The 13,814-nt window shown below is 33.5% G+C and carries 14 protein-coding genes; 8 read left to right on the forward strand and 6 right to left on the reverse strand.

Annotated elements, in window-relative coordinates:
- Nucleotides 1-77: 77 nt before the first annotated feature.
- The 4 genes from BUE95_RS12425 to ung all read right to left on the reverse strand — a co-directional run bounded on the left by BUE95_RS12425 (nt 78) and on the right by ung (nt 4,078).
- A complete protein-coding gene (locus BUE95_RS12425) occupies nt 78-2,105 on the reverse strand; it encodes a hypothetical protein (protein ID WP_073585004.1) in 2,028 nt (675 codons plus the stop codon).
- A 31-nt stretch (nt 2,106-2,136) separates the two neighbouring features.
- Complete coding sequence (locus BUE95_RS12430) at nt 2,137-2,514, reverse strand: four helix bundle protein (RefSeq protein WP_073585006.1); 378 nt, start codon at nt 2,512-2,514, stop codon at nt 2,137-2,139.
- Between the two features lie 41 nt (nt 2,515-2,555).
- On the reverse strand, nt 2,556-3,302 hold the full coding sequence (fabG, locus tag BUE95_RS12435; RefSeq protein ID WP_073585008.1) for a 3-oxoacyl-[acyl-carrier-protein] reductase: 747 nt from the start codon (nt 3,300-3,302) through the stop codon (nt 2,556-2,558).
- A gap of 104 nt (nt 3,303-3,406) precedes the next feature.
- Nucleotides 3,407-4,078 (reverse strand): uracil-DNA glycosylase, encoded by a 672-nt coding sequence (ung, locus tag BUE95_RS12440; RefSeq protein WP_073585010.1) that lies wholly within the window; start codon nt 4,076-4,078, stop codon nt 3,407-3,409.
- Between the two features lie 82 nt (nt 4,079-4,160).
- On the opposite strand from ung, the gene BUE95_RS12445 reads away from it, so the two are divergent.
- From BUE95_RS12445 to BUE95_RS13750, 3 genes are all read left to right on the forward strand, one after another.
- Nucleotides 4,161-6,329, forward strand: a complete 2,169-nt coding sequence (locus tag BUE95_RS12445; RefSeq protein ID WP_073585012.1) for an endonuclease MutS2 — start codon at nt 4,161-4,163, stop codon at nt 6,327-6,329.
- A gap of 236 nt (nt 6,330-6,565) precedes the next feature.
- Entirely contained in the window at nt 6,566-6,988 is a 423-nt protein-coding gene (locus BUE95_RS12450; RefSeq protein ID WP_084530305.1) for a thiol-disulfide oxidoreductase DCC family protein, read from the forward strand.
- A 73-nt stretch (nt 6,989-7,061) separates the two neighbouring features.
- Nucleotides 7,062-7,205, forward strand: coding sequence for a hypothetical protein (locus tag BUE95_RS13750; protein ID WP_200778623.1), 144 nt, complete (start codon nt 7,062-7,064; stop codon nt 7,203-7,205).
- A 16-nt stretch (nt 7,206-7,221) separates the two neighbouring features.
- On the opposite strand, the gene aroC is transcribed toward BUE95_RS13750, so the two are convergent.
- Together aroC and BUE95_RS12460 are read right to left on the reverse strand one after the other, a co-directional pair.
- The gene (aroC, locus tag BUE95_RS12455; protein ID WP_073585014.1) at nt 7,222-8,283 is read right to left on the reverse strand and encodes a chorismate synthase; all 1,062 of its coding nucleotides are present in this window, start codon (nt 8,281-8,283) and stop codon (nt 7,222-7,224) included.
- Nucleotides 8,284-8,302: 19 nt separating this feature from the next.
- A complete protein-coding gene (locus BUE95_RS12460; RefSeq protein ID WP_073585016.1) occupies nt 8,303-9,469 on the reverse strand; it encodes a proline dehydrogenase family protein in 1,167 nt (388 codons plus the stop codon).
- Between the two features lie 93 nt (nt 9,470-9,562).
- On the opposite strand from BUE95_RS12460, the gene aroB reads away from it, so the two are divergent.
- The 5 genes from aroB (at nt 9,563) to BUE95_RS12485 (ending at nt 13,762) form a co-directional block, all read left to right on the forward strand.
- Nucleotides 9,563-10,630, forward strand: coding sequence for a 3-dehydroquinate synthase (aroB, locus tag BUE95_RS12465; protein ID WP_073585018.1), 1,068 nt, complete (start codon nt 9,563-9,565; stop codon nt 10,628-10,630).
- 58 nt (nt 10,631-10,688) lie between these two features.
- Nucleotides 10,689-10,868, forward strand: coding sequence for a hypothetical protein (locus BUE95_RS13835; RefSeq protein WP_073585020.1), 180 nt, complete (start codon nt 10,689-10,691; stop codon nt 10,866-10,868).
- A 53-nt stretch (nt 10,869-10,921) separates the two neighbouring features.
- Nucleotides 10,922-12,331, forward strand: coding sequence for a type III PLP-dependent enzyme domain-containing protein (locus BUE95_RS12475; protein WP_073585022.1), 1,410 nt, complete (start codon nt 10,922-10,924; stop codon nt 12,329-12,331).
- An 11-nt stretch (nt 12,332-12,342) separates the two neighbouring features.
- On the forward strand, nt 12,343-13,317 hold the full coding sequence (locus BUE95_RS12480; protein ID WP_073585024.1) for a deoxyhypusine synthase family protein: 975 nt from the start codon (nt 12,343-12,345) through the stop codon (nt 13,315-13,317).
- Between the two features lie 85 nt (nt 13,318-13,402).
- A complete protein-coding gene (locus BUE95_RS12485; protein ID WP_073585187.1) occupies nt 13,403-13,762 on the forward strand; it encodes a DNA primase in 360 nt (119 codons plus the stop codon).
- Nucleotides 13,763-13,814 lie beyond the last annotated feature (52 nt).

Raw genomic sequence — 13,814 nt, forward strand, 5'->3', positions numbered from 1 at the left:
ATTTAAATTTACATCAAATGTAACAAGAAAAGGTATACGCTTGTCCTTGCGTAAACTGAAATTAAGCTAAAATTAAGTTAGGGTAATCCGTTGTACTTTCTTGAAAACCATTCTATTGTTAGTGCTAAAATGGCAATTATTAGCAACCAAACCCAATCAATTAAAGGTGATTTTTTGATGGTTTCTTTTTGAATGGGAAGATAATTTTCATTTTCAATCAAATCTTGTATAGCCTTGTCTAATTGATTTGGGTAATATACTTTTCCATTTGTATTACTAGCTAATTGAAGCAATCTATTTTGATCAGGATTTACAAATTGTTTTTCAATTTCAAAATCTAAGACTTCGAAACTTCCCGAAAAATGGGTGTTGGATTCTTTTTCAGTTACTTTAAAGGTATAATTGGCTGCATCTAATCCATCTAAATTTACTTTGTATGCATTAGTCGTTTTAAGAAAATCGTATTTTTTGGTCGCTTTTGTTTTTGAATTGGTGACTTGAATTGTCAATTGTGCATTTTCGTCAAATTCGTAGTTTTTATTGAAATATTCTGCTGTAATTTCGATACTTTCCCCAGAGTTGTAGAAACTTTCGTAAGTAACATTCAAGTTCTTTTTTGAAGCATTTGAAACTAAAAACTGAATAATTTTATCTGTAAACCTATCAAAATCTTCAAAAGACTTTTTGTTCAAGTGGTTTTCCAAACGCCATTTCCAAATATTTTCACCTAATAAATATGCTTTTCTTTCAGCACCGCTTTCGGTAAAAGTAACCATTGGATGCTGTACTGGAACATTTCGAACTCTAGCTGAAAGCAGTGTATTAGTATTGTTTTTTGCCGTAATTGTACCAAAATTATGTTCCAACGGTGGGAAATTTTCAAATCCAATATTGGATTGAGCAAATAAATTAAAATTGGATTCAAACGTAGCTAAATAATCCTCTTTAGCACTCGTCATTTTAAAATTCAAATCGTTTTGAACCTGATTCAAAAAGGTAAAATCGGTTGCGGTACCGGTAATCACAAACGTATTGATTTGTGCTATCTTATTTTGATCGAAAACCGATTTAAAAGCTGGATTGGGTTGGTACAAAATCAAAACATTATACGATTGTAACGATTTGATTTCACTTGGCTTTACAATAGTAACTTTTCGTTGTTGATTGGTTTCAATACTTCGCTTTAAAGCTCCTAAATCAGGATGATTGATGGTTGTAATTAATGCGATTTCGCTTTTTTGATCGATTACTTCAACTGCAAAATTCTTTGTATTGTTAACGCTATTTTTTTCTTTTACACTAGCAGCAATAGTTGCTTTGTATTTTGACAAACCTACTTTATCCGCATTTAATAAAACGGTTACGGATTGTGCTTTTTTGTCTTTCGAAAAAGTAACCGCTTGTTTGTAAACCGTTTGATTTCCTGATTGAATGGAAAAATTTGAAGTAATAGTCTCATTTCCATTGTATTGCAAAAATACTTCAACCGGAAATTTATTCTTTAAAAAAGCGTATTTGTTAACATTGATTTGATTAATTTTCAAATCCAGCACCTTAGTGGTATCCCCTAAAACAATTGGTAAAACACTGGTATTTTCTTGAAAACTAAAGACATAATCGTTACCCATTGTTTGATTTCCGTCGGTAAAAAGAACTATGGGATATTTGGCATTCCTATACAATTGCTTTACATTTTTTGCAACACCATCAATATGCGATTGATTTCCTTTAAAATCCAATTTTTCTAAAGATTGAAAATCCTCAGCAAACGAAAACAATTGTACATCATATTTTTCTAAAATAGCCTTATTTTCAGCAATTTTTAAATATAATTCGGATGCTTCTTTAGTAGCTTTTAATTCGGAAATCGATTTGGAATCGTCTACAACTATTGGCAAAGGTGTTTTCTGTATGTCTGTTATTTTCCGACTAACAATTGGATTAATCAGTAATAAGAAAACAGATAATAGACTAACAAAACGCAAAAAAGCCAAAAACCAGTACAATTTAGACTGATTTTTGACTTTATACAAGTATTGATAAAACGACAATCCAGCAGCAATTAGTACTGATAAAATAAGAAGTAAAATTGTGCCTGTTGTCATTATAAGTTTAAAAGTTTATAGGTTTAGAAGGTTAAGAGTATTGATTCGCTTTCATCATTTGTGATTTGTACAAACCATCAATTAGCATATTAACTTCTGTATTTTTTTCTCGAACTAATAAGTATTCGTTTTCATTTAAGTACTCAAAATCATAGCATAAAATAACTTGATTTAATAATTCTAAAGAAGAACCATAAGCTATTTCAGAAAATCTTGCTTTGTCTTTATATGAATTTCTTCCAGAACCTTCTGCTAAATTTGATGCAATAGATATTGAGCATCTTCGCATCTGACTAGTTAAACCAAAAGTTTCATCTTTAAGAAATTGTTTTGTAGTCTTGTAAATTATTAAAGCTAATTCTCTACCCTTTTGCCAAGCAATTAACCTTTCAAAACTAAAAACGCTCATTTCTTATCTTTTAAACTTATAAACTTTAACCTTTTAAGCTCCTATGTTAGCATTCCACCATCAACGTTAATAACTTGTCCCGTTACATAGGCACTCATGTCAGATGCTAAGAACACACATACATTGGCTACATCTTCAGGAGTTCCACCACGTTTTAATGGAATAGCATCACGCCAACCTTTGACTACATCTTCGTTTAATTTCGCTGTCATTTCAGTTTCAATAAAACCTGGAGCAATAGCGTTGCAACGGATGTTTCTTGACCCTAATTCTAATGCGATTGATTTCGTAAATCCGTTCATACCTGCTTTTGAAGCAGCATAATTCGCCTGACCTGCGTTACCTTTTACGCCTACAACACTACTCATATTTACGATAGACCCTTTGCGATTCTTCAACATGATTTTTTGAACTGCCTTAGTCATGTTGAAAACCGATTTTAAGTTGATTTCGATTACTTTATCAAAATCTTCTTCTGACATGCGCATTAATAAGTTGTCTTTTGTGATACCCGCATTATTGATTAACACATCGATTGTTCCGAATTCAGCAATTACGTCATCTACCAACTTTTGTGCTTCGTTAAAATCTGCAGCATTTGATTTATATCCTTTAGCTTTAATTCCTAAAGCGTTTAACTCATTTTCTAAAGCCATAGCGGATTCTACAGATGAACTATATGTAAAAGCAACATTAGCGCCTTGTTCTGCAAAAACTTTTGCTATTCCGCTACCAATTCCACGGCTAGCCCCTGTGATGATGGCCACTTTTCCTTCTAATAATTTCATGGTAAATACTCGTATTAGTTTGTTTAATAATTTGCTCCAAATATAGGAATATTTTGAAGCATAATAAAAAAGATGTTGCTATTGCCTTTATTTGAAATTTCGAATCACAGTTCCCAATTTATAACCTCTTTACCCTTTTCTTTCAAATAGGCATTGGTTAATTGAAAATGATTGTTTCCAAACCAAAAGCCTCGATTAGCGCTAAGCGGAGATGGATGACCGCTTTCTAAAATCAAATGCTTATTCTTGTCAATTCGTTTTCCCTTTTTTTGAGCAAAACTGCCCCATAATAAAAATACCACATTTTCCGCATTTTGATTGATTAAGTCAATTACTGCGTCGGTAAAAAGGTTCCATTTTAAGTGTTTATGACTGTTAGCTTCGTCTTTTCTTACGGTTAAAGTTGCGTTTAACAACAAAACACCTTGTTTGGCCCAACACTCTAAGTTGCCTGATGTTGGAAAAAGAATTTTATGGTATTCGGTATTGATTTCAGTAAAAATATTTTTCAAGGAAGGAGGAATTGCAATTCCATCATTTACTGAAAAACACAAACCATTTGCTTCTCCAGATCCATGATAGGGGTCTTGACCAATAATAACCACCTTAATGTCTTGAAAATCAAATTGTTCAAAAGCTGAAAAAATTAGCTCTTTTGGAGGAAAACATATTGAAGTCGCGTATTCATGCTCCACTTGTTCCATTAGATCTCTAAAATAAGGCTTTTGAAATTCCGTTTTTAGTAAAGCTTGCCAACTCTGATTCTTGATAAACATTTTATAATTTTTATCAAAAATATAAATTTCTATTGCAATATGGATTCATTACTTTGTAACTTTGACCTACAGAAAAAGAAAAATGATTTCGATTACAGAAAAAACACTTCAAGATTTAGAATTTAATACGGTTTTAGAAACCATTGCCAGCCGTTGCAATACCGATATTGGTGAAGCAAAAGCCATGGCGATAACTCCGTTTAAAGACAAAGAAGCCTTGCTAATCAACTTAAAGCAGACTTCGGAATATTTATCTTCGTTTACCAACAATAATGCGATTCCAAATCACGGATTTGAAAACATCAACTACGAACTAAAGTTTTTAGCCATAGAAGATAGTTTCTTAGAAGTGGGAAGTTTCAAAAAAATTGCTAATCTTTCGGAAACAGCAATTACATTGATTCAATTTTTAAAGAAATTCGAAGATTACTATCCCACCCTATATCAAAAAGCTTCCCAAATTGACGTTGTAAAGTTAATTATCCAACGTATTGATGAAGTGGTAGATAAATTTGGTATAATAAAAGATAATGCTTCCCCTGATTTAGTAGATATTCGCCGAAATATTAATGTGGTACGTGGGAAAATTAACCAAAGTTTTGGCATGGCACTGAGTCAATACAATTCGCTTGGTTATTTGGATGATATCAAAGAAACAGTAGTTGAAAACCGCAGAGTTTTAGCCGTTTTAGCTATGTACAGAAGAAAAGTAAAAGGTGCTATTTTAGGAAGTTCTAAAACAGGTAGCATCGCTTACATCGAACCTGAAGCAGCTCAACGTTATTCTCGAGAACTGAATAATTTAGAATACGAAGAACGCGAAGAAATCATGCGCATTTTAAAGCGCTTGACAAATGAAATTCGTCCGTTTATCGAAACAATTGCCGCTTATCAAGACTTTTTAAGTGACATTGATGTAATAGCTGCAAAAGCGAAATATGCCAATAAAATCAACGGTATTCTTCCCAATATCATCGAAGAAAAACGAATGTTTTTTAGGGAAGCCTTCCATCCTATTTTATATTTGAACAATAAGGAAAAGAAAGCCGTTACTTATCCCCAAACCATTGAATTGCATAACGAAAGCCGTATTATTGTGATTTCGGGACCCAATGCGGGTGGAAAAACAATTTCCTTAAAAACTGTTGGATTGTTACAATTGATGTTACAAAGTGGGATTTTGATTCCGGTTCACGAGCGCAGTGAAACCTTTTTATTCGATAGGATTTTAACGGATATTGGTGATAACCAATCCATTGAAAATCATTTGAGTACCTATAGTTACCGATTGAAGAATATGAATTATTTCTTAAAAAAGTGTAACGCAAAAACCTTATTCCTAATTGATGAATTTGGAACCGGTTCGGATCCAGAATTAGGAGGAGCTTTAGCCGAAACCTTTTTAGAAGAATTCTATGCTCGTGAGGCTTTTGGTATTATTACAACGCATTACAGCAATTTAAAAATACTGGCGAATGAATTGCCTTATGCATCGAATGCGAACATGATGTTTGACGAGAAATCCTTAGAACCCATGTATAAATTGATTTTAGGTCAGGCTGGAAGTTCGTTTACCTTTGAAGTAGCACAAAAAAACGGCATTCCATTTGGATTAATCAATCGTGCGAAAAAGAAAATTGAAGGCGGAAAAGTTCGTTTTGATAAAACTATAGCAACCCTTCAAAAAGAACGTTCTAAATTAGAAAAAACGTCTTTAACATTAAAAGAAGAGGAAAGCAAAGCGCGTGAAGAAAGTAAGAAAATGGAAACCATTAACGCTAAAATTCAAGAGAAATTAGAGCGTTATCAAGAATTATATGATGCGAACCAACGTTTGATTTACATTGGACAAAAGATTGATGATATTTCAGAGAGTTACTTCAACAACAAAGACAAAAAGACGTTAATTGGCGAATTTTTAAAGATGGTTGAAATTGAGAATTCGAAGCGCAGAAAGCTTTCAGCCAAAGAGAAAAAGGTCAAAGAAGTTATTCAGAAAAAGGTAGCAGAAGAAGTCAAAGTTAAGGTAGAGGAAATTCGCACTGTTAAAAAAGAAAAGAAAATCAAAGCTAAAATAGAAGAAGAAAATAAGCCAAAAGTAGTTTTAAAAGTTGGGGATCGAGTGCGAATGAAAGACGGAAAAGCCATTGGTACTATCGATGTTATTGAGAAATCCAAAGCGACGGTAAATTACGGTATTTTTACTTCAAAGGTGAGTTTAGAGCAATTGGAATATGTGCAACCCGTTTAATTTTTACAGTGTTTGGCCGCGTTTATTTGCTTATTTTTGTATTGATTAGAGCTCCACTAAGACGTTTTACTTTTTTAAAATCTATAGTTAAAAAAGAAAGTCTTTTATGAACTTTTGCTCACTAGAAGCTATAAGGTTAAAAACTTATACGTTTTATTTTACACCGATCATAGATTGTTATTATTTCTAAAATTTTAATAATCTGTGTTCCTCAATTTTGAACTTGAAATTAAAAAATGGAAATACAAGACTTACCACAAGATAAGAAAATCATATTGTTCGATGGTGTTTGCAACCTTTGCGATTCCTCCGTTCAATATGTTATCAAGCATGACAAAAAAGATCGCTTTCGGTTTGTTCCTCTGGAATCGGAATTGGGTCAAAAAATCTTAAAACACATTGGGATTAATCCGATTCATACCGACAGTATTGTTTTATACGAGCCGGGTATTTCATACTATTATAAATCAACTGCAGCTTTAGAAATTGCGAAAGGATTAAGTGGAATTTTTACATTAGCCGCTGTTTTCAAAATATTACCTACTGGAATAAGAGACGCTGTTTATGACTATGTAGCCAAAAATAGGTACAACTGGTATGGCAAAAAAGAAGCTTGCATGATTCCTACACCCGAATTGAAAGCAAAGTTTCTGGAATAAACTTACATGATAATTATCAGGAAATAAATTAGAGGTTACTAGTATCTTTGTTTAAATTCTAACCTTTTTAAGTATGACAAATTTATTCGTACCCCTTTATTCACACGGCAATGGCACCTTTATCATGTCTATTGTTTTTGGATTGGTCTGTTTGGGCTTAGTAAGCGCCGTAATTTTGATGATGAATAGTGATAAAAAGAAAAAAAACGACCAATAATTTTGGTCGTTTTTCATTACAAGTATATTTTGTTTTGCAAAAAATAGTCTGCTATTACTAATGCTGCCATAGCCTCAACAATGGGAACGGCTCTTGGTACCACACAAGGATCGTGTCGTCCTTTCCCGTGTTGTTCTCTAATTTCTCCACTATTGGTTAATACCTCTTGTTTTTGTATTAATGTGGCAACAGGCTTGAATGCTACTCTAAAGTAAATATCCATACCGTTTGAAATGCCTCCTTGGATGCCTCCTGATAAATTACTTTTTGTTGAACCATCAGCATTGTATGCATCGTTGTGGTCGCTACCTTTCATTTTGGCACCACAAAAACCACTTCCAAATTCAAAGCCTTTCACGGCATTAATTGACAACATCGCTTTGCCTAATTCAGCATGCAACTTATCAAAGACAGGTTCTCCAAGTCCGATGGGTACGTTTTGAATTACACACGTAATGGTTCCTCCAACCGTATCCCCTTGTTTTTTGATTTCTTTGATGTATTGCTCCATTTTTTCGGCTGATGCGGTGTCAGGACAGCGAACAGGGTTGCTTTCAATTTTAGAAAAATCCAGGTCTTGATAGGGTTTATCAATAAAAATTTCTCCAACAGAGGATACAAATGCATTGATCTTTACTTCTGGAATAATTTGTTTGGCAATAGCGCCCCCCACTACTCTACAAGCTGTCTCGCGAGCAGAACTTCTTCCACCTCCGCGATAATCACGGATACCGTATTTTTTCTCATATACATAATCCGCATGACTAGGACGATATGAATCTTTTATATCGGTATAATCATTAGACTTTTGATTGGTATTGGGAATGATAAAACCTATAGGAGTTCCTGTTGTTTTTCCTTCAAAAATTCCAGACAAAAATTGTACCTCGTCCTCCTCTTTTCGTTGGGTAACAATTGCAGACTGTCCTGGCTTTCTTCTTTGCATTTCCGACCTAACAAAGTCGAAATCCAAATCAATCCCTGCAGGACATCCATCTAAAATTCCTCCTAAGGCTTCTCCATGAGATTCACCAAAAGTGGTTAATTTTAATAATTTTCCAAAACTATTTCCTGCCATTGATTTCCTCCTTATCGCTTTATAATTTTCTTCTTTCCTTTTCTTTCTTGATAAGCGTCAATTCTCTACTTGTTTGACCTGCTACAGAAGTATTCTCTTCTGCTCTTCTAATTAAGTAGGGCATTACATCACGAACGGGTCCGAAAGGTAAATATTTTGCTACATTGTAACCTTCAGCGGCTAAATTGAAGCTAATATTATCACTCATTCCTAATAATTGTCCGAAGAAAATACGGTTATCGTTTTTTGCAATTCCTTTTTCTTGCATCAATTGCATTAATTTATACGAACTTTCCTCATTGTGCGTACCTGCGAAAACGGCCATTTTGTCTAAATGATCAATCATGTAAGAAACAGCTGCATCATAATTCGTATCGGTAGCTTCTTTAGATACACAAATTGGGGATTTTTGACCGCGTTCAGCTGCTCTTTCATTTTCTTTTTCCATGTAAGCACCACGAACGAGTTTCATCCCAATATAAAATCCGTCTTTTATTGCTTCTTCGTGAAGGTTTTTCAAATAATCTAAACGATCCCAACGGTACATTTGTAGGGTATTGAAAACAATAGCTTTTTGTTTGTTGTATTTACGCATCATGTCGGTTACAATGGCATCAGCAGCGTCCTGCATCCAACTTTCTTCAGCATCGATTAACAACAAAACATCTTTCTCAAATGCGGTCTTGCATGCAATATCAAAGCGTTCGACAACACGGTTCCATTCTTTTTGTTCGTTTTCAGTTAAATAAGCTTTCTCGCCTACTTTCTCGTACAAGGCCAATCGACCAAATCCAGTAGGTTTAAAAACCGCAAAGGGAATTGCTTCTCTTTCTTTAGCGAATTCAATTGTCTTTAGAGTCATGTTTAAAGCAGCATCAAATTGCGCTTCTTCTTCTTTTCCTTCAACGGAATAATCTAAAACCGAAGAAACGCCTTTCGTATACATTTTATCCACTACACGAAGGCAATCCACTTCATTAACGCCTCCACAAAAATGATCAAAAACGGTTGAACGAATTAATCCTTCTACTGGCAAGTGGGCTTTTAATGCAAAATTGGTAACCGCAGTACCAATTTTAACTAGAGGTTGGCTATCAATTAGTTTGAATAAAAAATAAGCCCTTTCCAATTCGGTGTCACTTTTTAATGCAAAAGCGACTTCTGTATTATTAAATAGTGTATTCATTGTGTTTTAAATAAAGTGATACAAATATACGCCACAGTTATCGAATAATAAATAAAAAATGACGTATTTTGCAGTCAAAATTTACACTTTTTCATGCAAACAATACAAGCTACTAATTATTCCGTATTTTTTAATGAAACAGGCTATGAAAAACTAGCCTCTTACCTAACTGCCTCAAGTTATTCTAGAATTTTTATTTTAGTTGACGAGAACACTTCGCAGTATTGTTTACCTCATTTATTGAACCAATTAGCCACTGATATCGAAATCGAAATTATCGAATTGGAAGTTGGTGAAATACACAAAAACATTACAACTTGTACTGAGGTTTGGGGTGCTTTATCGGAATTAGGAGCGGACAGAAAAAGCATACTTCTTAATTTAGGGGGTGGTGTCATTACCGATTTGGGCGGTTTTGTAGCTTGCACCTTTAAAAGAGGGATCGATTTTATTAACATTCCGACAACCTTACTTGCTATGGTGGATGCCTCTATTGGAGGTAAAAACGGTGTGGATTTAGGAAATTTAAAAAATCAAATTGGAATAATTCGCGAACCCAAAGCCGTAATCATTGACCCTTCCTTTTTGAGCACGTTACCACAAAGAGAAATGCGTTCTGGATTAGCAGAAATGCTGAAGCACGGTCTGATTTATGACAAACTGTATTGGGATAAATTTAAAAACTTAACTAACTTAAATACTGATGATTTAAACGAATTAATTCATCAATCCATTCAAATAAAAAACACTATTGTTTGTGAAGATTTAACAGAAAACGGAATTCGAAAAGCTTTAAATTTTGGACATACATTGGGGCATGGTATAGAAAGCTTTTTTTTAGAATCTGAAGATAAAAAAACACTGTTACACGGAGAGGCCATAGCTGCTGGTATGATTTTAGAAAGTTACATTTCAAAAGAAAAAGGATTGCTTTCTAATGAAGAATACCATGAAATAAAGTATATCATTAATGATATTTTTGAACCTATTGTGTTTGAAGCTACCGACATAGAGAAAATTATAGCACTACTCATTTTTGATAAAAAAAATGAGTTTGGAAAAGTCCAATTTGCACTACTAGACGGAATAGGCAGAAGTAAAATCAACCAGGAATCTGATAACAAATTGATATACAAGGCTTTTGAAGATTATTTGTTGTAATTATTTTTTTATTTTTCTTTATTTGTAAGCCATTTTATTTTTTTAACTTTGCCCCCTAATGAAAGAAAATAAAAAACAATCCGATTTCAACAGAACACTTGATAATAGAAATACAGACATTTCTATAATTGGGCGTCTCTTCTTTTCTATTTTTAGCTTTCACATTATTGATATTTTTGAAACATCAAAAGCTTTTAGTGAAAAATTACTGATTCGCTTTGCCAATATTAGAGTTTGAAAATTTTTGATTATTGCTAATTAAATCTTTTTAATTTAATCTAAATTTTCAAAATGAACACAAGATATTACGACCTTATCAATCAAACTTTTTACTTCCCACAAGAAGAATTTACTCTAAACAAAGATAATTTACAGTTTCATGGTATTGATTTAATGAAGCTTGTTGAAGAGTACGGAACCCCGTTAAAGTTCACCTATTTACCTAAAATATCACAGAACATTAATCGCGCTAAAATGTGGTTTAGAAATGCCATGGAAAAGCACGATTATGACGCCAAATATTTTTATTGTTATTGCACAAAAAGTTCTCATTTTCAGTTTATTTTAAATGAAGCTTTAAAAAATAACATTCACATTGAGACTTCTTCCGCTTTTGACATAGATATTGTTGAAACACTTATGGAAGAAGGAAAAATTAACAAGAATACGTTTGTTGTATGCAACGGATTTAAAAGAGCGCAATACATAACAAATATTGCTCGTTTAATTAACAACGGACACAAAAACACAATCCCAGTAATCGATAACTTCGAAGAGTTAGACTTATTACAAGAGGAAATTGATGGAAAATTTAAAATTGGAATTCGAATTGCGGCAGAAGAAGAACCGAAATTTGAATTTTACACATCGCGTTTGGGTATTGGTTACAAAGACATTGTTCCTTTTTACAGAAAACAAATTGCAGATAATAAGAAAGTAGAACTTAAAATGCTTCACTTTTTTATAAACGCAGGTATTCGTGATACGGCTTATTATTGGAATGAGTTGCTTAAATGTATGAAAGTGTACATTGCTTTGAAAAAAGAATGTCCTTCATTAGACAGTTTGAATATAGGTGGCGGATTTCCGATTAAAAATTCATTGGCTTTTGAATATGATTACCAATATATGGTAGATGAAATCTTAAATCAAATCAAGATAGCTTGTGATGATGCAGAAGTTGCTGTGCCACATATCTTTACAGAATTTGGTTCGTTTACCGTTGGTGAAGCTGGAGGTGCTATTTATCAAGTACTCTATCAAAAGAAGCAAAATGACAGAGAAAATTGGAACATGATTGACTCCTCTTTCATCACTACCCTTCCTGATACTTGGGCAATTAATAAACGTTTTGTGATGATGGCAGTTAATCGTTGGAACGACACCTACGAACGAGTGCTATTAGGAGGCCTTACATGTGACGGTGATGATTATTACAACTCTGAACAGCATATGAATGCCGTTTATTTACCAAAATACAATAAAGAAAAACCGTTGTATATCGGCTTTTTCAACACAGGAGCCTATCAAGAAACGATTGGTGGTTTTGGCGGATTAAGCCATTGTATTTTACCACAACCGAAACATATTTTAATTGACAAAGATAAAAACGGAATTATTGCGACCGAAGTATTTTCGGAACAGCAAAAGGCGGAAGACGTTTTAGAAATTTTAGGATACAACAAAAGAAAAGAACAATAAATCGAGAAATAATGAGCAAAGGACCAATTAGTCAGTTTATAGAGAAACATTATCTTCACTTTAACTCAGCTGCTTTAGTAGATGCAGCAAAAGGATATGAAGAACATTTATTAGACAACGGAAAAATGATGATTACCTTAGCTGGAGCAATGAGTACAGCTGAATTGGGGAAATCATTAGCCGAAATGATTCGTCAGGATAAAGTACACATTATTTCTTGTACGGGTGCTAATTTAGAAGAAGACATCATGAATTTGGTTGCCCATAATTCGTATAAGAGAGTCCCTAATTACAGAGACTTATCTCCTCAAGAAGAGTGGGATTTATTGGAGAACCATTACAATCGTGTGACCGATACTTGTATTCCAGAAGAAGAAGCTTTCAGAAGATTACAACAACACTTATTTGATATTTGGAACAATGCTGATTCTAAAGGAGAGCGTTATTTTCCACATGAGTTTATGTATCAAATGATCAACTCGGGTGTTTTAAAACAATATTATGAAATTGACCCTGCTGATTCGTGGATGGTAGCGGCTGCTGAAAAAAACTTACCAATAGTTGTTCCAGGATGGGAAGACAGTACTATGGGTAATATTTTCTCTTCTTATTGCATCAAAGGAGATTTCAAACCTTCTACAATGAAAAGTGGAATCGAATACATGATGTGGTTAGCGGATTGGTATCCAAAAAACTGTGCTGGTAAAGGAATTGGCTTTTTCCAAATTGGTGGTGGTATTGCTGGTGACTTCCCTATTTGTGTAGTACCCATGTTATATCAAGACATGGAAATGCATGATGTGCCGTTTTGGAGCTATTTTTGTCAAATATCTGATTCTACAACAAGTTACGGTTCATACTCAGGAGCAGTTCCTAATGAGAAAATCACTTGGGGAAAACTAGATATTACCACTCCTAAATTCATTGTAGAGTCTGACGCTACGATAGTTGCACCCCTAATGTTTGCTTATATTTTAGGCTGGTAATTTGTTGAAAAAAATATTTCAATTTGTTTGAAAATATAGTTTTAGGATAGTACATTTGGACAAAATACAAGATAAAACCTACCCAATGAAAAGAGTTATTGTTGATTACGCTAAATTAACAAATGAGATCTTAACCTTGCTAGTTGAGAAATTTCCTGATGGATATGATGATTCGGATATTATCCGATTCAAAAATGCTAAAAATGAGACAATTGAGGCTGTAGAAGTTCGCACATCTGATACTATTTTTTTAGTAAAAGTAAGTACAAAATTATCTGATCGTATTGAAAATTATGAAGAAGATGATATTATAGTTGAAGAAGTTGTTGTCGACAAAATTGCAGGCTTAAAAGAATTAGACATTGAAGAAGACGAGGATGAAGATGACGAAGACGATGACATGGCTAATGATGCTGAAGATTTAGATGAAGACGAAGAAGATTAATTTATATAAGGTTAATTCATAAAAAAAGGGAAATTGAATTTCCCTTTTTTTA

This window comes from Flavobacterium cucumis, from assembly GCF_900148835.1.
In the GTDB taxonomy this organism is placed as follows: Bacteria; Bacteroidota; Bacteroidia; order Flavobacteriales; family Flavobacteriaceae; genus Flavobacterium; species Flavobacterium cucumis.

Bases quoted from the DNA above. Each gene is read 5' to 3' on its own strand.
- aroC (WP_073585014.1), bottom strand. From the start codon at position 8,283: ATGGCAGGAAATAGTTTTGGAAAATTATTAAAATTAACCACTTTTGGT.
- fabG (WP_073585008.1), bottom strand. From the start codon at position 3,302: ATGAAATTATTAGAAGGAAAAGTGGCCATCATCACAGGGGCTAGCCGT.
- BUE95_RS13835 (WP_073585020.1), top strand. From the start codon at position 10,689: ATGAAAGAAAATAAAAAACAATCCGATTTCAACAGAACACTTGATAAT.
- BUE95_RS12480 (WP_073585024.1), top strand. From the start codon at position 12,343: ATGAGCAAAGGACCAATTAGTCAGTTTATAGAGAAACATTATCTTCAC.
- BUE95_RS12475 (WP_073585022.1), top strand. From the start codon at position 10,922: ATGAACACAAGATATTACGACCTTATCAATCAAACTTTTTACTTCCCA.
- aroB (WP_073585018.1), top strand. From the start codon at position 9,563: ATGCAAACAATACAAGCTACTAATTATTCCGTATTTTTTAATGAAACA.
- BUE95_RS12485 (WP_073585187.1), top strand. From the start codon at position 13,403: ATGAAAAGAGTTATTGTTGATTACGCTAAATTAACAAATGAGATCTTA.
- BUE95_RS12445 (WP_073585012.1), top strand. From the start codon at position 4,161: ATGATTTCGATTACAGAAAAAACACTTCAAGATTTAGAATTTAATACG.
- ung (WP_073585010.1), bottom strand. From the start codon at position 4,078: ATGTTTATCAAGAATCAGAGTTGGCAAGCTTTACTAAAAACGGAATTT.
- BUE95_RS12450 (WP_084530305.1), top strand. From the start codon at position 6,566: ATGGAAATACAAGACTTACCACAAGATAAGAAAATCATATTGTTCGAT.
- BUE95_RS12460 (WP_073585016.1), bottom strand. From the start codon at position 9,469: ATGAATACACTATTTAATAATACAGAAGTCGCTTTTGCATTAAAAAGT.
- BUE95_RS12425 (WP_073585004.1), bottom strand. From the start codon at position 2,105: ATGACAACAGGCACAATTTTACTTCTTATTTTATCAGTACTAATTGCT.
- BUE95_RS13750 (WP_200778623.1), top strand. From the start codon at position 7,062: ATGACAAATTTATTCGTACCCCTTTATTCACACGGCAATGGCACCTTT.
- BUE95_RS12430 (WP_073585006.1), bottom strand. From the start codon at position 2,514: ATGAGCGTTTTTAGTTTTGAAAGGTTAATTGCTTGGCAAAAGGGTAGA.